Raw genomic sequence first — 16,466 nt, 5'->3', positions numbered from 1 at the left:
ACGACCTCGTGCCTTTCGGGTGCGCAGCGCAAGAGTGTGTCGCATCACGCGACACGCCCGAGTGCGGGGGTCGGACAGCTAGCGGTTCGAGAGAGAGAGTCAGACGACGCCATGGCGGGACAGAAGATCCGCATCCGGCTCAAGTCCTACGACCACGAGGTCATCGACAGCTCGGCGCGCAAGATCGTCGACACGGTGACGCGCGCTGGTGCGACGGTCGTGGGTCCGGTGCCGCTGCCGACGGAGAAGAACGTCTTCTGCGTCATCCGGTCGCCTCACAAGTACAAGGACAGCCGCGAGCACTTCGAGATGCGCACCCACAAGCGCCTCATCGACATCATCGATCCCACGCCGAAGGCGGTCGACTCGCTCATGCGTCTCGACCTGCCCGCGGACGTGAACATCGAGATCAAGCTCTGAGGCTCAGGAGATCACGATGACCACGCTTCCCCAGAACGCCAAGCCGATCACGGCCGTGCTGGGCACCAAGCTCGGCATGACCCAGGTGTGGGACGAGGCCGGGCGCCTCGTGCCCGTCACCGTCGTGCAGGTCGGCACCAACGTGGTGACCCAGGTCCGCTCCGAGGAGTCGGACGGCTACGCGGCGGTCCAGCTGGCCTTCGGCCAGATCGACCCGCGCAAGGTCACCCAGCCGCTGAAGGGCCACTTCGAGAAGGCCGGCGTGACCCCGCGTCGCCACCTCACGGAGATCCGCACCCCGGACGCCGGCCAGTACGTGCTCGGCCAGGAGATCACCGCCGAGGCCTTCACCGCCGGCCAGCTCATCGACGTCGTCGGCACCACCAAGGGCAAGGGCACCGCTGGTGTCATGAAGCGCCACGGGTTCCACGGCGTCGGCGCCTCGCACGGTGCCCACCGCAACCACCGCAAGCCCGGCTCGATCGGTGGCGCCTCGACGCCGTCGCGCGTGTTCAAGGGCCTGAAGATGGCGGGCCGGATGGGTCACGTCCGCCAGACCACCCAGAACCTGACCGTGCACGCGGTCGACGCCGAGAAGGGCCTGGTGCTCGTCAAGGGCGCCGTCCCCGGCCCCAAGGGCGGCGTCGTGCTCGTGCGCTCCGCCGTGAAGGGAGCGTGAGTCCCCGATGACGACGCAGACCGTCGACGTCCTGGACCCCCAGGGCAAGAAGGCCGGCACGGCCGAGCTGCCCGCCGAGGTGTTCGACGTCCAGACGAACGTCCCGCTGATCCACCAGGTCGTCGTGGCGCAGCTCGCCGCAGCCCGGCAGGGCACGCACAAGACGAAGTCCCGCGGTGAGGTCTCCGGTGGAGGGCGCAAGCCCTACAAGCAGAAGGGCACCGGTCGCGCCCGCCAGGGCTCGACGCGTGCGCCGCAGTTCGCCGGCGGTGGCACCGTGCACGGCCCCGTGCCGCGCGACTACAGCCAGCGGACGCCGAAGAAGATGAAGGCGGCCGCCCTGCGCGGTGCGCTCTCGGACCGGGCGCGCGCGGGTCGCGTGCACGTGGTCGAGAACTTCCTCGGTGCGGACGCGCTGCCGTCGACCAAGACCGCCGCCGTCACGCTCGCCGCCCTGTCCCCGCGCCGCCACGTCCTCGTGGTGCTCGAGCGCGGCGACGAGGGCTCGTGGAAGTCCCTGCGCAACCTCGAGCAGGTCCACCTGCTCACCGCCGACCAGCTCAACACCTATGACGTGCTGGTCTCGGACGACGTCGTCTTCACGCGCGGCGCCCTCGAGGCGTTCCTCGCGCGTCCGGCGGGTCGCTCGGCCAAGGCCGTCGCGACCGAGTCCGAGGCGTCCGAGCTCGCCACGGAGGAGACCAAGTGACCACCGTGAACAAGGACCCGCGCGACATCCTCCTGTCGCCGGTCGTCTCCGAGAAGAGCTACGGGCTGCTCGACGAGGGCAAGTACACGTTCCTCGTGGACCCCCGTGCGAACAAGACCGAGATCAAGATCGCCGTGGAGCAGGTCTTCGGCGTCAAGGTCGAGTCGGTCAACACGGCGAACCGCAAGGGCAAGAGCCGTCGCACGAAGTTCGGGCTCGGCAAGCGCAAGGACACCAAGCGCGCGATCGTGACGCTGCGCGAGGGCACCATCGACATCTTCGGCGGACCGGTCGGCTGACGCCGGACCGACGAGACGTAAGGGAAAACCTTCCATGGGAATCCGTAAGTACAAGCCGACGACGCCGGGCCGCCGCGGCAGCAGCGTCGCCGACTTCGTCGAGATCACGCGCTCCGAGCCGGAGAAGTCGCTGGTCCGTCCGCTGCACAAGACCGGTGGCCGCAACTCCACCGGTCGCGTGACCACGCGGCACCAGGGCGGTGGCCACAAGCGCGCCTATCGCGTGATCGACTTCCGTCGTCACGACAAGGACGGCGTGCCGGCCAAGGTGGCTCACATCGAGTACGACCCGAACCGCACCGCGCGCATCGCGCTGCTGCACTACGCGGACGGCGAGAAGCGCTACATCATCGCGCCGAACAAGCTGTCGCAGGGCGACGTCGTCGAGAACGGTGCGGCCGCCGACATCAAGCCCGGCAACAACCTGCCGCTGCGCAACATCCCCACCGGTACGGTCATCCACGCCATCGAGCTCAAGCCCGGTGGCGGCGCGAAGATCGCCCGGTCCGCGGGGACGTCGGTGCAGCTGGTGGCCAAGGACGGGCCGTACGCGCAGCTGCGCATGCCCTCCGGCGAGATCCGCAACGTCGACCTGCGCTGCCGCGCCACGGTCGGCGAGGTCGGCAACGCCGAGCAGTCGAACATCAACTGGGGCAAGGCCGGCCGCATGCGCTGGAAGGGCAAGCGCCCGACGGTCCGCGGTGTCGCCATGAACCCGATCGACCACCCGCACGGTGGTGGTGAGGGCAAGACCTCCGGTGGTCGTCACCCCGTCAGCCCGTGGGGCCAGCCGGAGGGCCGCACGCGCCGTCCGAACAAGCCCAGCGACAAGCTGATCGTCCGTCGCCGTCGTACCGGCAAGAAGCGCTGAGGAGCCTGACCGATGCCACGTAGCCTCAAGAAGGGCCCCTTCGTCGACGACCACCTCCAGAAGAAGGTGGACGTGCAGAACGAGAAGGGGACCAAGACGGTCATCAAGACCTGGTCCCGCCGGTCGATGATCACCCCCGACTTCCTCGGGCACACGTTCGCCGTGCACGACGGTCGCAAGCACGTCCCGGTCTTCGTGACCGAGTCGATGGTCGGCCACAAGCTCGGCGAGTTCGCCCCCACGCGGACCTTCCGCGGCCACGAGAAGGACGACCGGAAGGGCCGTCGCCGCTGACCCTCGGGTCCAGCAGGTGACGTCCCCACCAGTCGCATGACGACACAAGAAGGCAGGACAGCAATGGAAGCCAAGGCGCAGGCGCGGTTCGTCCGTGTCACGCCCCAGAAGGCCCGGCGCGTCGTGGACCTCATCCGTGGCAAGCAGGCCGAGGAGGCCGTCGCGACGCTGAAGTTCGCGCCGCAGGCCGCGGGGGAGACCGTCCTCAAGGTGGTCGAGAGCGCGATCGCCAACGCCCGCGTCAAGGCCGACCGCGCGAACCAGGCGTTCGACGCCTCGTCGCTGGTCGTCCAGGCGGCCTACGTCGACGAGGGTCCGACGCTCAAGCGGTTCCGGCCGCGCGCCCAGGGGCGTGCGTCGCGGATCCTCAAGCGCACGAGCCACATCACCGTGGTCGTCGCCCCGGTCGAGAAGAAGGAGAGGACCCGATAGTGGGACAGAAGGTCAACCCGCACGGGTACCGCCTCGGCATCACCACGGACCACCGGTCGCGCTGGTTCGCCGACAGCACCAAGCCGGGGCAGCGGTACCGCGACTACGTCCGCGAGGACGTCCAGATCCGCAAGCTCATGTCGACGGGCCTCGAGCGCGCCGGCATCGCCAAGGTGGAGATCGAGCGCACCCGCGACCGCGTCCGCGTGGACATCCACACGGCGCGTCCGGGCATCGTCATCGGCCGCCGCGGCGCCGAGGCCGACCGCATCCGCGGCGAGCTCGAGAAGCTCACCGGCAAGCAGGTCCAGCTGAACATCCTCGAGGTGAAGAACGCCGAGATGGAGGCGCAGCTGGTCGCGCAGGGCATCGCCGAGCAGCTCGCGAGCCGCGTCTCGTTCCGCCGCGCCATGCGCAAGGGCATGCAGTCCGCCCTCCGCGCCGGCGCCAAGGGCATCCGGGTGCAGTGCGCCGGGCGTCTCGGCGGTGCGGAGATGAGCCGCAGCGAGTTCTACCGCGAGGGTCGCGTGCCGCTGCACACCCTGCGGGCGAACATCGACTTCGGCACCTTCGAGGCCCGGACGACGTTCGGTCAGATCGGCGTCAAGGTCTGGATCTACAAGGGCGACATGACCGAGAAGGAGTACGCCCGCGAGCAGGCCACCGCCGGCCCGCGCGCTCCCCGCGGTGGTCCCCGGACCGACCGTGGTGACCGTCCGGCGCGCGCTGGTCGTCGTCCCGAGCGCACCGACGCCCCGGCCGAGGCCCCCGCGGCCCCCGCCGGCGAGTCGGCGCCTGAGACCGGAACGGAGGCCTGAGCATGCTGATCCCGCGGCGGCTCAAGCACCGCAAGCAGCACCACCCGTCGCGCTCCGGCGCGGCGAAGGGTGGCACCGCGATCTCCTTCGGCGAGTACGGCATCCAGGCTCTCGAGCCCGCCTACGTGACGAACCGGCAGATCGAGTCGGCGCGTATCGCCATGACGCGTCACATCAAGCGTGGCGGCAAGGTGTGGATCAACATCTACCCCGACCGTCCGCTGACCAAGAAGCCGGCCGAGACCCGCATGGGTTCCGGCAAGGGCTCGCCCGAGTGGTGGGTCGCGAACGTCAAGCCGGGCCGCATCATGTTCGAGCTCGCCGGTGTCCCGGAGCCGCTCGCACGCGAGGCCATGCGTCGCGCGATGCACAAGCTCCCGATGAAGTGCCGTTTCGTGGTGCGCGAGGGTGGTGGCATCTGATGGCTATCGGATCCAAGGAGCTGGCCCCGGCCGAGCTCGACGGCATGGACGACGAGGCACTCGTCGCCGAGCTGAAGAAGGCCAAGGAGGAGCTGTTCAACCTCCGCTTCCAGTCGGCGACCGGTCAGCTCGAGAGCCACGGCCGGCTGAAGGCCGTGCGCCGAGACATCGCGCGGATCTACACGGTCCTGCGTGAGCGCGAGCTGGGCATCCGTACGGCACCCGGCTCGAGCGCCGAGTGAGCGAGAGGGCAGACATGAGCACCGAGAACGCTGCGGCACCCGCCGCCGAGTCGTCGGCCGCCGACCACCGTCCGTACCGCAAGACGCGGCGTGGCTACGTGGTCAGCGACAAGATGCAGAAGACCGTCGTGGTCGAGGTCGAGGACCGGGTCAAGCACCCGCTCTACGGCAAGGTCCTGCGACGCACGAGCAAGGTCAAGGCGCACGACGAGGCCAGCACGGCCGGCATCGGCGACCTCGTCCTCATCATGGAGACCCGTCCGCTGTCGGCGACCAAGCGCTGGCGTGTGGTGGAGATCCTGGAGAAGGCGAAGTAAGAGGTCCCGTGCCCGCTCGGCCGCCGCGGTGCGGCCGGGCGGGACGCGCCCTCACCCCATATCCGTTCGGCCAGGCTCGCGCTGGCGAGAACCGGCTCGACGACAGGAGTTCACAGACATGATCCAGCAGGAGTCGCGACTGAAGGTCGCCGACAACACGGGAGCGAAGCAGATCCTCTGCATCCGTGTTCTCGGCGGATCCGGCCGTCGCTACGCCGGTATCGGCGACGTGATCGTCGCGACGGTCAAGGACGCCATTCCGGGCGGCAACGTCAAGAAGGGCGACGTCGTCAAGGCGGTCGTCGTGCGCACCACCAAGGAGCGCCGCCGGCCCGACGGCTCGTACATCAAGTTCGACGAGAACGCCGCGGTGATCCTCAAGAACGACGGGGAGCCCCGTGGGACGCGCATCTTCGGCCCGGTGGGTCGCGAGCTGCGCGACAAGAAGTTCATGAAGATCATCTCGCTGGCACCGGAGGTGCTCTGACCATGGCCAAGATCAAGAAGGGCGACCTCGTCGTCGTCATCGCGGGTCGCGACAAGGGCAAGCAGGGCCGTGTGCTCGAGGTGCTCAAGGAGAAGGACCGCGTCATCGTCGAGGGCGTGCAGCGCATGACGCACCACGTCAAGGCCGGCCAGACCAACCGGGGCACTCGTACCGGTGGGATCGAGACGCGCGAGGCCGCGATCCACGTCAGCAACGTCATGCTGGTGGACCCGGAGACCAAGAAGGGCACCCGCGTGGGCTTCCGTAGCGAGGAGATCGAGCGCGACGGTCGCACCCGCACGGTGCGCGTCCGCGTGGCGAAGCGCTCGGGTAAGGACATCTGAGATGAGCACTGAGACCGTCGAGACGCGGGCCGTCCCGCGTCTGAAGACCAAGTACGCCGAGGAGATCCTCCCCGGCCTCCGCGAGGAGTTCGGCCACGAGAACGTCAACCAGGTCGCGCGCCTCGTCAAGGTCGTCGTGAACATGGGTGTCGGCGAGGCCGCCAAGGACTCCAAGCTCATCGAGGGCGCGATCCGCGACCTGACCGCCATCACCGGTCAGAAGCCGCAGGTCACCAAGGCTCGCAAGTCCATCGCGCAGTTCAAGCTGCGCGAGGGCATGCCGATCGGCGCCCACGTCACCCTCCGGGGCGACCGCATGTGGGAGTTCACCGACCGGCTGATCTCGCTGGCCCTGCCGCGCATCCGCGACTTCCGTGGCCTGTCGCCGAAGCAGTTCGACGGCAACGGCAACTACACCTTCGGTCTGACCGAGCAGGTCATGTTCCACGAGGTCGACCCCGACAGGATCGACCGCAGCCGGGGCATGGACATCACGATCGTGACGACCGCGACCACGGACGACGAGGGCCGCTCGCTGCTCCGCCGTCTCGGCTTCCCCTTCAAGGAGAACTGACCATGGCGAAGACCGCCCTGATCCAGAAGGCGGCGCGGAAGCCCAAGTACGCGGTCCGCGCCTACACCCGGTGCCAGAAGTGCGGTCGCCCGCACTCCGTCTACCGCAAGTTCGGCCTCTGCCGCATCTGCCTGCGCCAGATGGCGCACCGCGGCGAGCTCCCCGGCGTCACCAAGAGCAGCTGGTAACCACTACGCCGCAGGTCCCCTTGCGCCGGTTCGGCGCGGGGATACCCCGGCGAGGAAGGGCACAAGCCCGATGACGATGACTGATCCGATCGCAGACATGCTGACCCGTCTGCGGAACGCGAACTCCGCGTACCACGACTCCGTGACGATGCCTTACTCGAAGCTCAAGGCGAACATCGCGGACATCCTCCAGGCGGAGGGCTACATCGCCGGCTGGACCGTCGGTGACGCCCCCGTGGGCAAGAACCTGACGATCCAGCTCAAGTTCGGCCCGAACCGCGAGCGCTCGCTCGCCGGCGTGCGCCGCGTGTCCAAGCCGGGCCTGCGCGTGTACGCGAAGTCGACCAACCTGCCCCGCGTGCTCGGTGGCCTCGGCGTGGCGATCCTGTCCACGTCGTCCGGCCTCCTGACCGACAAGCAGGCCGCCAAGAAGGGCGTGGGTGGGGAAGTCCTCGCCTACGTCTGGTAACCCAGAGACCGAGAGGAGAGAACCATGTCCCGAATCGGCAAGGTCCCCGTCCCGGTCCCGGCCGGCGTCGACGTCGCGATCGACGGCGCACGCGTGACGGTCCAGGGGCCCAAGGGCACCCTGAGCCACACCGTCGCCGCCCCGATCCAGGTCGTGCAGGAGGACGGCGCCCTCGTGGTGACCCGCCCCGACGACGAGCGCCAGTCGCGCTCGCTGCACGGCCTCACCCGGACGCTGCTCGCCAACCTGGTGACTGGCGTGACCGAGGGCTACACCAAGAAGCTCGAGATCGTCGGAACCGGCTACCGCGTGACCGCGAAGGGCGCGGACCTCGAGTTCGCGCTCGGGTTCAGCCACCCGGTGTCCGTCCCCGCCCCCGAGGGCATCACCTTCGCGGTGGAGACGCCGACGAAGTTCTCGGTGAGCGGCATCGACAAGCAGCAGGTCGGCGAGGTCGCCGCGAACATCCGCAAGATCCGCAAGCCCGAGCCGTACAAGGGCAAGGGTGTGCGGTACGCGGGCGAGGTCGTCCGCCGCAAGGCCGGAAAGGCTGGTAAGTAACCGTGGCTCTCACCATCCGTGGCAAGGGCAAGGCCGTCGCCCGCGCGCGCCGCCACCTCCGCCTGCGCAAGAAGGTCGTCGGCACCCCCGCACGGCCGCGTCTCGTCGTGTCGCGCTCCGCGCGGCACATGGTCGCCCAGGTCGTCGACGACAGCATCGGTCGCACGGTCGCGTCCGCGTCCACCCTCGAGGCGGACCTGCGGGCCTTCGACGGCGACAAGACCGCCAAGGCCCGCCGGATCGGCGAGCTCATCGCCGAGCGTGCGAAGGCCGTCGGCGTCGAGGCCGTCGTGTTCGACCGTGGGGGCAACAAGTACCACGGTCGTGTCGCGGCGGTCGCCGACGGCGCCCGCGAGGGCGGTCTCGCCCTGTGACCGCGACCCGAGTCCTGTCCGTACGGAAGCAGAGGAAGTTCTGATGGCTGCACCGCAGCGCACCAACACCGGCGCCGCCGGCGGCGGCGGCGGCGACCGACGCGAGCGTGGCGACAACCGTCGTGGCGACCGCCGCGGCGACGCCGCCGAGAAGAGTGCCTTCGTCGAGCGCGTGGTGACCATCAACCGCGTCTCCAAGGTCGTCAAGGGTGGTCGCCGCTTCAGCTTCACCGCGCTCGTCGTGGTAGGCGACGGCGACGGCACGGTCGGCGTCGGCTACGGCAAGGCGAAGGAGGTGCCCGCCGCGATCGCCAAGGGCGTCGAGGAGGCCAAGAAGAGCTTCTTCCGCGTCCCGCGCATCCAGGGCACGATCCCGCACCCCGTCACGGGTGAGGCGGCGGCGGGCGTGGTGTTCCTGCGCCCCGCGTCCCCGGGTACCGGCGTCATCGCCGGTGGTCCGGTGCGTGCCGTCCTCGAGTGCGCCGGCATCCACGACGTCCTCTCGAAGTCCATGGGCTCGTCCAACGCCATCAACATCGTCCACGCGACGGTGCAGGCGCTCCGCGAGCTCGAGGAGCCCGAGGCCGTCGCCGCCCGCCGTGGCCTGTCGCTGGAGCACGTCGCCCCGGCGGCCATGCTCCGGGCGCGTGCCGAGGGCATCGCCGCGAAGGCTGGTGCGTGATGGCCCGTCTCAAGGTGACCCAGACCAAGTCCGTCATCGGCGGCAAGCAGAACCAGCGTGACACGCTGCGGACCCTCGGCCTCAAGCGCATCGGCGACGTCGTCGTCAAGGAGGACCGTCCGGAGATCCGCGGCATGGTCACCACGGTGGCGCACCTCGTCACCGTCGAGGAGGTCGAGTGACCATGGCTGACAAGAAGACCGAGGCGACCGAGGCAGCGGAGACCGCTGCCGAGGCCCCCAAGAAGAAGGCCGCTCCGCGCAAGGCGGCGGGCACCACCAAGGCCGCCGCCAAGCCGGCCAAGGTGACCAACGCGACCGAGGGCGCCGGCGGCACCCTCAAGGTCCACCACCTGCGTCCGGCCCCGGGTGCCCACACCAAGAAGACCCGCGTGGGTCGTGGTGAGGCCTCCAAGGGCAAGACGGCCGGTCGTGGCACCAAGGGCACGAAGGCCCGCTACCAGGTGCCCGAGCGGTTCGAGGGCGGGCAGATGCCGCTGCACATGCGGCTGCCGAAGCTCCGCGGCTTCAAGAACCCGTTCCGCACGGAGTTCCAGGTCGTCAACATCGCCACGCTCGCCGCGCTGTACCCCAGCGGCGGCGACGTGACGGTCGAGGACCTCGTGGCCAAGGGCGCGGTCCGCAAGGGCCAGCCGGTCAAGGTCCTCGGCACCGGCGAGCTGGACGTCAAGCTCGCGGTGTCGGTGCAGGCGATCTCCGGTTCCGCCAAGGAGAAGATCCTCGCGGCCGGCGGTTCGGTGAACCAGGACTGACCTGACGCAGGGGCCGGGACGGCGCAGCGCCCCGGCCCCTGCGCCGTCCACGGCCCCTGCCTCGGCTAGGGTTCGGGGCGGCTCACCCGTCCCCGGCAGGTCGTCGGCGACGGGCACGACGACAGACCGCCGTCTCGACGGCGGAGCAGGAGGACAGGTGCTCAGCGCATTCGGCCGGGCGTTCCGGACCCCAGACCTGCGGCGCAAGCTGCTGTTCACGATGGCGATCATGGCCGTCTTCCGGGTGGGGTCCTTCATCCCGACCCCGGGCGTCGACTACGGCAACGTCCAGCAGTGCGTCGCCCAGGTCGCCAACAACGACCTGCTCGGCATCATCAACCTCTTCAGCGGCGGTGCGCTACTGCAGCTGTCGGTGTTCGCGCTGGGGATCATGCCGTACATCACGGCGAGCATCATCGTGCAGCTCCTGCGGGTGGTCATCCCGCGGTTCGAGGCCCTGCACAAGGAGGGTCAGCAGGGCCAGGCCCAGCTCACCCAGTACACCCGGTACCTGACCATCGGTCTGGCGATCCTGCAGTCGACCACGATCATCACGGTCGCCCGCAACGGCCTCCTGTTCCAGGGCTGCAGCGTCCCGGTGATCCCCAACGACGGCGTGATCACCATCGCTCTGATGATCATCACGATGACCGCGGGCACCACCCTCATCATGTGGCTCGGTGAGCGGATCACCGAGCGGGGCATCGGCAACGGCATGTCCCTGCTGATCTTCACGTCCATCGCCGCCACTTTCCCGTCGGCCCTCTGGTCGATCGCGGGCAGCGAGAACGGGATCGCGAAGTTCGCGGCGGTCCTGGTGGTGATCATCCTGGTGATCGGCCTGGTCGTCTTCGTCGAGCAGTCGCAGCGGCGCATCCCGGTGCAGTACGCGAAGCGGATGGTCGGCCGGCGGATGTACGGCGGCTCGAGCACGTACATCCCGATCAAGATCAACATGTCGGGAGTCATCCCGATCATCTTCGCGTCGTCCCTGCTCGCCATCCCGGGCCTCGTCGCCCAGTTCGGTGACCAGTCCGCGGGGTGGGTCATCTGGCTGACCAACAACGTGGTCGACCCGGCGAGCCCGATCAACATCGCGCTCTACATCCTGCTGATCATCTTCTTCGCGTACTTCTACACGGCCATCACGTTCAACCCGGACGAGGTCGCGGACAACATGAAGAAGTACGGCGGCTTCATCCCCGGCATCCGCGCCGGGCGGCCGACGGCGGAGTACCTGGACTACGTCATCACGCGGATCACGGCACCCGGGTCGGTCTACCTCGCGTTCGTCGCGATGGTGGTGCTGTTCGTCTTCATCCTGCTGGACATCAACACCCAGATCCCGCTGGGCGGCGCGTCGATCCTCATCGTCGTCGGTGTCGGCCTGGAGACGGTGAAGCAGATCAACTCCCAGCTCGAGCAGCGGCACTACGAAGGGTTCCTGCGGTGACCCGGGTCGTCCTCCTGGGACCTCCCGGCGCCGGCAAGGGCACCCAGGCCGCGCGGCTCGCCGAGGCGCTCGGCGTGCCGGCCATCTCGACCGGCGACATCTTCCGGGCCAACATCGCCGGCGGCACGGAGCTCGGTCGCACGGCGCAGGGCTACACGTCCCGGGGCGCGCTCGTCCCGGACGAGGTGACCAACGCGATGGTCGCGGCGCGCCTGGACGAGCCGGACGTGGCCGGGGGCTTCCTGCTGGACGGCTACCCCCGCAACGTCGCCCAGGTGTCCGAGCTGGACGCGATGCTCGCGCAGCGAGGGACGTCCCTGGACGTCGCGGTCGAGCTGACGGCCGACACCGAGGTCGTCGTGCAGCGTCTGCTGCACCGCGCGACCGTGGAGGGCCGTGAGGACGACACGGAGCCGGTCATCCGGCACCGCCTCGACGTCTACCGGGAGCAGACGGAGCCCATCGCGGCCCTCTACGCGACCCGCGGCCTGCTCGTGCGGGTCGACGGCCTCGGCGACGTGCCCGTGGTGACCCAGCGGCTCCTGGCCGCCCTGCGCGAGGCCGCCTGAGGCACCGTGTTCGGCCGCGAGAAGATCGAGTACAAGACCGCTGAGCAGGTCCGCGTCATGCGACGGGCGGGGCTCGTCGTCGCGGACGCGCACGCCGCCGTCCGTGCGGCGATCCGTCCCGGGATGACGACCGCGGACCTCGACGCGGTGGCCGCCGAGGTCATCGCGGACGCGGGTGCCCAGCCGTCGTTCCTGGGGTACCACGGCTACCCCGCGACGCTCTGCGTGTCCGTCAACGACGAGATCGTGCACGGCATCCCGGGCGACCGGCTGCTCGAGCCCGGTGACGTCGTCTCCGTCGACTGCGGCGCGATCGTCGACGGGTGGCACGGGGACGCCGCCTTCACGGTGGTGCTCCCCGAGTCCGACCCGGCCGACGTCGCACTCTCGGAGGCGACCGAGGCGGCCATGTGGGCCGGGATCGCCGCCCTGGCGACGGGGGAGCGGCTCGGCGCGGTCGGCGAGGCCGTCGAGGACGCGGTCGAGGCCTCCGGCACCGCCTACGGGATCGTGCAGGAGTACATCGGGCACGGGATCGGGTCCGCGATGCACCAGCCGCCCGACGTCCTCAACTACCGGACGCGGGAGAAGGGGCCGCGGCTGCGCCCGGGGATGTGCCTCGCGGTGGAGCCCATGCTCACGCGCGGGTCGCGCACGACCCAGGTCCTCGAGGACGACTGGACCGTGGTGACGGTGGACGGCTCCCGGGCTGCGCACTGGGAGCACACGGTGGCGATCGGGCCGGACGGGATCTGGGTGCTCACGGCACCGGACGGCGGGGCCGCCGGCCTGGCCCGGCACGGCGTGACGATCGCCCCCTGGGACTGATGCCCCCGTCCGGTCCTCGGCTCCGACGGGCCCCGCGGGCGTCCCGCCAGGGGGTCGGTCGCGTTCCTCGAGGATGGTTCGCCGGGCCCTGGCCGATGCCGTAGGATGGTCCGTCGGGTCCGTCTGCCTCGACGCATGTCAGGAGCGGGACCCGTGAGGCCGCCGTCGGCGGCCCTGGCCTCGGAGGCCGGCTGTCCCCGTCCGACCCCTTCGCGGGTGCCGGCGGGTCAGCGAGAGTCGTACACAACAGTTAGCGGAGGACATGGCAAAGAAGGACGGTGTCATCGAGATCGAGGGCTCCGTGGTCGAGGCGCTGCCGAACGCGATGTTCCGCGTGGAGCTCGCCAACGGCCACAAGGTCCTTGCCCACATCTCGGGCAAGATGCGACAGCACTACATCCGGATCCTCCCCGAGGACCGGGTCGTGGTCGAGCTGAGCCCGTACGACCTGTCCCGCGGCCGGATCGTCTACCGCTACAAGTAGTCCGTCCCGATCACCCGATCACCCGAGCGAACTGCCGCCCGTCGCACGCACGTGCGCGCGTGCGGCGGCGGAGGAACGAGCATGAAGGTCAAGCCCAGCGTCAAGAAGATCTGCGACAAGTGCAAGGTGATCCGCCGGCACGGTCGCGTCATGGTGATCTGCGACAACCTGCGCCACAAGCAGCGCCAGGGCTGACCGGCCGACCCACGGGTCGGCCGCGAGGCAGCAGCACCACCGGGCAGCAGCACCGCCCGGGTCGTCCCCGGCCCTCGGGCCGGCCAGCGCACACCCAGCACGGACCGCCACGGCGGCCGCGCAACCCCCGGCCCGGAGGCCGGGGCCCGCAGCAGCGGGAGGGGCGTGCGGAAGACCTCCGGCGCAGTACAGGAGTACGGAACATGGCACGTCTCGTCGGCGTCGACCTCCCCCGCGACAAGCGGCTCGAGGTGGCGCTCACCTACATCTACGGCGTCGGGCGCACGCGCGCGCAGCAGACGCTCGCGGCCACCGGCATCAGCCCGGACCTGCGGGTCCGCGACCTCGGGGACACCGAGCTCGTGGCGCTCCGCGACCACCTCGAGAACAGCTACAAGCTCGAGGGTGACCTCCGCCGTGAGGTCGCGGCCGACATCCGTCGCAAGGTCGAGATCGGCAGCTACGAGGGCCTGCGGCACCGCCGCGGACTGCCCGTGCGCGGTCAGCGGACCAAGACCAACGCTCGTACCCGCAAGGGCCCGAAGCGCACCGTCGCCGGCAAGAAGAAGGCCGGGCGCAAGTAGCCAGCAGTCCGGGGTGTGACGCCCGCGCAGCCCGACCGGGCCGCGCGCCGCACCACCGGTCCGACGACCTCAGACCAGGAGAGAGACCGCAATGCCTCCCAAGACCCGTACCTCCGGCTCGGCCCGCAAGCCCCGCCGCAAGGAGAAGAAGAACATCGCCGTGGGCCAGGCCCACATCAAGAGCACGTTCAACAACACGATCGTCTCGATCACGGACCCGTCCGGCGCCGTGATCGCCTGGGCGTCCTCCGGCCAGGTCGGCTTCAAGGGCTCGCGCAAGTCGACGCCCTTCGCCGCCCAGCTCGCCGCCGAGGCCGCCGCCCGTCGTGCGCAGGAGCACGGCATGAAGAAGGTCGACGTCTTCGTCAAGGGCCCCGGCTCGGGCCGCGAGACCGCGATCCGCTCCCTCCAGGCCACGGGCCTGGAGGTCGGCTCGATCCAGGACGTGACCCCCCAGGCGCACAACGGCTGCCGTCCGCCGAAGCGTCGCCGCGTCTGACCCCGTCGCGCCGGGTCGTGGGTGACCACGACCCGGCGCGCACACGTCCGGACGCGTCCGGACGGCCCCCGGTGCCTCGCACCGGGCGTCGTCGACGGACCGCGGCCGGGCGGCACGACCCTGCGGGTGGACAGAGACCCGGCAGGCAGCACCCGTGAAGCGTCATATGGCGGACGCTCACTGAGAGGAACCCCACCGTGCTCATCGCACAGCGCCCCACGCTGACCGAAGAGGTCGTCTCCGAGAACCGCTCGCGGTTCGTCATCGAGCCGCTCGAGCCTGGCTTCGGCTACACGCTCGGCAACTCCCTGCGTCGCACCCTCCTGTCGTCGATCCCCGGCGCGGCCGTCACGTCGATCCGGATCGACGGCGTCCTGCACGAGTTCAGCACCGTGACGGGCGCGAAGGAGGACGTCACCGAGATCATCCTGAACATCAAGGAGCTCGTCGTCTCCTCCGAGAACGACGAGCCGGTCGTCATGTACCTGCGCAAGCAGGGCCCCGGCACGGTCACCGCCGCGGACATCACGCCGCCGGCCGGTGTCCAGGTGCACAACCCGGACCTGCACATCGCGACGCTCAACGGCAAGGGCAAGCTCGAGATCGAGCTCACGGTCGAACGTGGCCGCGGGTACGTCTCGGCGCAGCAGAACAAGTCCTACGACGCCGAGATCGGCCGGATCCCGGTCGACTCGATCTACTCGCCGGTCCTCAAGGTGACCTACAAGGTCGAGGCGACGCGTGTCGAGCAGCGCACCGACTTCGACAAGCTCGTCGTCGACGTCGAGACCAAGCCGGCGATCGCGCCCCGGGACGCGCTCGCGTCCGCGGGCAAGACGCTGGTCGAGCTCTTCGGCCTGGCGCGGGAGCTCAACGTCGAGGCGGAGGGCATCGAGATCGGCCCGTCGCCGACCGACGCCGCACTCGCCGCCGACCTGGCGCTGCCGATCGAGGAGCTGCAGCTCACGATCCGGTCGTACAACTGCCTCAAGCGCGAGGGCATCCACTCGGTGGGCGAGCTGGTGGCCCGCTCCGAGGCGGACCTCCTGGACATCCGCAACTTCGGTGCCAAGTCGATCACCGAGGTCAAGGAGAAGCTCTCGGGCCTCGGCCTGTCCCTCAAGGACAGCCCGATCGACTTCGACCCGTCGAGCGCTGCCTACTACGACGACGACTACACCGAGGACGAGCTGTCCTGACGCCGTGGAGGACCGAGCCGTCCGCGGCGCGGTCCCGTTCGATGAACTGAGGAGTACAGAATGCCTACGCCCACCAAGGGTCCGCGGCTCGGTGGCGGCCCGGCGCACGAGCGCCGCATCCTCGCCAACCTGGCGACGAGCCTCTTCGAGCACCGTCGCATCACCACGACCGAGACGAAGGCCAAGCGGCTCCGCCCGCTGGCCGAGCGCCTCATCACCTTCGCCAAGCGGGGCGACCTCGCCGCGCGCCGCCGCGTCCTGACGGTCGTGCGCGACAAGGGCGTCGTCCACGCGCTCTTCACGGAGATTGCCCCCGCCATGGCGGAGCGCCAGGGCGGCTACACCCGCATCACGAAGATCGGCCCGCGGAAGGGCGACAACGCCCCCATGGCCGTGATCGAGCTCGTGCTCGAGCCCGTGAGCCCCAAGCAGGCCACGGTCCGTGAGGCGGAGAAGGCGACGAAGAAGGCCGCGGCGCCCGCTGCGGCGGCTCCGGTCGCCGAGCCGGTCGAGAGCGCCGAGTCCGCGGAGTCGGCCGAGAGTGCGGAGTCGGCCGAGAGCGCGGAGTCGGCGGAGTCCGCCGAGTCGGCGCCGAGCGCCGAGTCGGCCGAGGAGACGGCTGCCGACGACGCCGCCGACGAGGCCGCGGGCGAGGAGAAGGCCGACAAGGCCTGACCCTTCCCAGGAGCGTGCAGGAGGCC

At 69.9% G+C, this 16,466-nt stretch carries 30 protein-coding genes; all 30 read left to right on the top strand.

Features of this window, described 5'->3' with window-relative positions:
- The first annotated feature begins 111 nt into the window (after nt 1-111).
- The 30 genes from rpsJ (at nt 112) to rplQ (ending at nt 16,440) form a co-directional block, all read left to right on the top strand.
- Complete coding sequence (rpsJ, locus tag N866_RS04945; protein ID WP_012867945.1) at nt 112-420, top strand: 30S ribosomal protein S10; 309 nt, start codon at nt 112-114, stop codon at nt 418-420.
- Between the two features lie 16 nt (nt 421-436).
- Nucleotides 437-1,099 carry a 50S ribosomal protein L3 gene (gene rplC, locus N866_RS04940; RefSeq protein ID WP_034223453.1) on the top strand — a complete coding sequence of 221 codons (663 nt, stop codon included), beginning with the start codon at nt 437-439 and terminating at the stop codon, nt 1,097-1,099.
- Between the two features lie 7 nt (nt 1,100-1,106).
- Nucleotides 1,107-1,808, top strand: coding sequence for a 50S ribosomal protein L4 (gene rplD / locus N866_RS04935; protein WP_034223452.1), 702 nt, complete (start codon nt 1,107-1,109; stop codon nt 1,806-1,808).
- Nucleotides 1,805-2,107, top strand: a complete 303-nt coding sequence (gene rplW, locus N866_RS04930; protein WP_034223451.1) for a 50S ribosomal protein L23 — start codon at nt 1,805-1,807, stop codon at nt 2,105-2,107. Before rplD ends, rplW begins: the two co-directional genes overlap by 4 nt.
- 34 nt (nt 2,108-2,141) lie before the next feature.
- The gene (gene rplB / locus N866_RS04925; protein WP_034223449.1) at nt 2,142-2,978 is read left to right on the top strand and encodes a 50S ribosomal protein L2; all 837 of its coding nucleotides are present in this window, start codon (nt 2,142-2,144) and stop codon (nt 2,976-2,978) included.
- 12 nt (nt 2,979-2,990) lie between these two features.
- The gene (gene rpsS / locus N866_RS04920; protein WP_034223448.1) at nt 2,991-3,272 is read left to right on the top strand and encodes a 30S ribosomal protein S19; all 282 of its coding nucleotides are present in this window, start codon (nt 2,991-2,993) and stop codon (nt 3,270-3,272) included.
- 63 nt (nt 3,273-3,335) lie between these two features.
- Nucleotides 3,336-3,704 carry a 50S ribosomal protein L22 gene (gene rplV / locus N866_RS04915; RefSeq protein WP_034223446.1) on the top strand — a complete coding sequence of 123 codons (369 nt, stop codon included), beginning with the start codon at nt 3,336-3,338 and terminating at the stop codon, nt 3,702-3,704.
- Nucleotides 3,704-4,522, top strand: coding sequence for a 30S ribosomal protein S3 (rpsC, locus tag N866_RS04910; RefSeq protein WP_034223444.1), 819 nt, complete (start codon nt 3,704-3,706; stop codon nt 4,520-4,522). The genes rplV and rpsC overlap by 1 nt, the downstream gene beginning before the upstream one ends.
- Before the next feature lie 2 nt (nt 4,523-4,524).
- Nucleotides 4,525-4,944: a 50S ribosomal protein L16 gene (gene rplP, locus N866_RS04905; RefSeq protein WP_034223442.1), complete on the top strand. Its 420-nt coding sequence runs from the start codon at nt 4,525-4,527 to the stop codon at nt 4,942-4,944.
- A complete protein-coding gene (gene rpmC / locus N866_RS04900; protein ID WP_034223440.1) occupies nt 4,944-5,186 on the top strand; it encodes a 50S ribosomal protein L29 in 243 nt (80 codons plus the stop codon). The genes rplP and rpmC overlap by 1 nt, the downstream gene beginning before the upstream one ends.
- A gap of 14 nt (nt 5,187-5,200) precedes the next feature.
- Entirely contained in the window at nt 5,201-5,503 is a 303-nt protein-coding gene (rpsQ, locus tag N866_RS04895) for a 30S ribosomal protein S17 (protein ID WP_034223437.1), read from the top strand.
- 118 nt (nt 5,504-5,621) lie between these two features.
- A complete protein-coding gene (rplN, locus tag N866_RS04890; protein ID WP_034223428.1) occupies nt 5,622-5,990 on the top strand; it encodes a 50S ribosomal protein L14 in 369 nt (122 codons plus the stop codon).
- A gap of 2 nt (nt 5,991-5,992) precedes the next feature.
- Entirely contained in the window at nt 5,993-6,334 is a 342-nt protein-coding gene (gene rplX, locus N866_RS04885) for a 50S ribosomal protein L24 (RefSeq protein WP_034223426.1), read from the top strand.
- Nucleotide 6,335: 1 nt separating this feature from the next.
- A complete protein-coding gene (gene rplE, locus N866_RS04880; RefSeq protein WP_034223425.1) occupies nt 6,336-6,908 on the top strand; it encodes a 50S ribosomal protein L5 in 573 nt (190 codons plus the stop codon).
- 2 nt (nt 6,909-6,910) lie between these two features.
- Complete coding sequence (locus tag N866_RS04875; RefSeq protein ID WP_034223424.1) at nt 6,911-7,096, top strand: type Z 30S ribosomal protein S14; 186 nt, start codon at nt 6,911-6,913, stop codon at nt 7,094-7,096.
- Nucleotides 7,097-7,166: 70 nt separating this feature from the next.
- Nucleotides 7,167-7,565 (top strand): 30S ribosomal protein S8, encoded by a 399-nt coding sequence (gene rpsH, locus N866_RS04870; protein ID WP_034223422.1) that lies wholly within the window; start codon nt 7,167-7,169, stop codon nt 7,563-7,565.
- Between the two features lie 24 nt (nt 7,566-7,589).
- Nucleotides 7,590-8,126: a 50S ribosomal protein L6 gene (gene rplF, locus N866_RS04865; protein ID WP_034223420.1), complete on the top strand. Its 537-nt coding sequence runs from the start codon at nt 7,590-7,592 to the stop codon at nt 8,124-8,126.
- Nucleotides 8,127-8,128: 2 nt separating this feature from the next.
- Nucleotides 8,129-8,500: a 50S ribosomal protein L18 gene (gene rplR, locus N866_RS04860; RefSeq protein ID WP_034223418.1), complete on the top strand. Its 372-nt coding sequence runs from the start codon at nt 8,129-8,131 to the stop codon at nt 8,498-8,500.
- A 43-nt stretch (nt 8,501-8,543) separates the two neighbouring features.
- Entirely contained in the window at nt 8,544-9,182 is a 639-nt protein-coding gene (gene rpsE / locus N866_RS04855) for a 30S ribosomal protein S5 (RefSeq protein ID WP_034223415.1), read from the top strand.
- Nucleotides 9,182-9,364 carry a 50S ribosomal protein L30 gene (rpmD, locus tag N866_RS04850; protein WP_034223412.1) on the top strand — a complete coding sequence of 61 codons (183 nt, stop codon included), beginning with the start codon at nt 9,182-9,184 and terminating at the stop codon, nt 9,362-9,364. Before rpsE ends, rpmD begins: the two co-directional genes overlap by 1 nt.
- Before the next feature lie 2 nt (nt 9,365-9,366).
- On the top strand, nt 9,367-9,954 hold the full coding sequence (gene rplO, locus N866_RS04845) for a 50S ribosomal protein L15 (RefSeq protein WP_081802336.1): 588 nt from the start codon (nt 9,367-9,369) through the stop codon (nt 9,952-9,954).
- Nucleotides 9,955-10,111: 157 nt separating this feature from the next.
- Nucleotides 10,112-11,407, top strand: coding sequence for a preprotein translocase subunit SecY (gene secY / locus N866_RS04840; RefSeq protein WP_034223410.1), 1,296 nt, complete (start codon nt 10,112-10,114; stop codon nt 11,405-11,407).
- The gene (locus N866_RS04835; RefSeq protein ID WP_034223408.1) at nt 11,404-11,976 is read left to right on the top strand and encodes an adenylate kinase; all 573 of its coding nucleotides are present in this window, start codon (nt 11,404-11,406) and stop codon (nt 11,974-11,976) included. Before secY ends, N866_RS04835 begins: the two co-directional genes overlap by 4 nt.
- Before the next feature lie 6 nt (nt 11,977-11,982).
- The gene (map, locus tag N866_RS04830) at nt 11,983-12,804 is read left to right on the top strand and encodes a type I methionyl aminopeptidase (RefSeq protein WP_034223406.1); all 822 of its coding nucleotides are present in this window, start codon (nt 11,983-11,985) and stop codon (nt 12,802-12,804) included.
- Nucleotides 12,805-13,066: 262 nt separating this feature from the next.
- On the top strand, nt 13,067-13,288 hold the full coding sequence (gene infA, locus N866_RS04825) for a translation initiation factor IF-1 (RefSeq protein WP_012867920.1): 222 nt from the start codon (nt 13,067-13,069) through the stop codon (nt 13,286-13,288).
- A gap of 81 nt (nt 13,289-13,369) precedes the next feature.
- Nucleotides 13,370-13,483, top strand: a complete 114-nt coding sequence (gene rpmJ / locus N866_RS04820) for a 50S ribosomal protein L36 (RefSeq protein WP_003956441.1) — start codon at nt 13,370-13,372, stop codon at nt 13,481-13,483.
- 203 nt (nt 13,484-13,686) lie between these two features.
- Nucleotides 13,687-14,067, top strand: coding sequence for a 30S ribosomal protein S13 (gene rpsM, locus N866_RS04815; RefSeq protein WP_034223398.1), 381 nt, complete (start codon nt 13,687-13,689; stop codon nt 14,065-14,067).
- Between the two features lie 91 nt (nt 14,068-14,158).
- Nucleotides 14,159-14,566: a 30S ribosomal protein S11 gene (rpsK, locus tag N866_RS04810; protein ID WP_034223396.1), complete on the top strand. Its 408-nt coding sequence runs from the start codon at nt 14,159-14,161 to the stop codon at nt 14,564-14,566.
- Nucleotides 14,567-14,763: 197 nt separating this feature from the next.
- On the top strand, nt 14,764-15,765 hold the full coding sequence (locus N866_RS04805; protein ID WP_034223394.1) for a DNA-directed RNA polymerase subunit alpha: 1,002 nt from the start codon (nt 14,764-14,766) through the stop codon (nt 15,763-15,765).
- A 60-nt stretch (nt 15,766-15,825) separates the two neighbouring features.
- Nucleotides 15,826-16,440 carry a 50S ribosomal protein L17 gene (gene rplQ / locus N866_RS04800; RefSeq protein WP_034223392.1) on the top strand — a complete coding sequence of 205 codons (615 nt, stop codon included), beginning with the start codon at nt 15,826-15,828 and terminating at the stop codon, nt 16,438-16,440.
- Nucleotides 16,441-16,466: the final 26 nt, after the last annotated feature.

The sequence above is a fragment of the Actinotalea ferrariae CF5-4 genome, assembly GCF_000603945.1.
GTDB classification, from domain to species: Bacteria; Actinomycetota; Actinomycetes; order Actinomycetales; family Cellulomonadaceae; genus Actinotalea; species Actinotalea ferrariae.
This window is presented reverse-complemented; position numbering and strand designations above follow the sequence as displayed.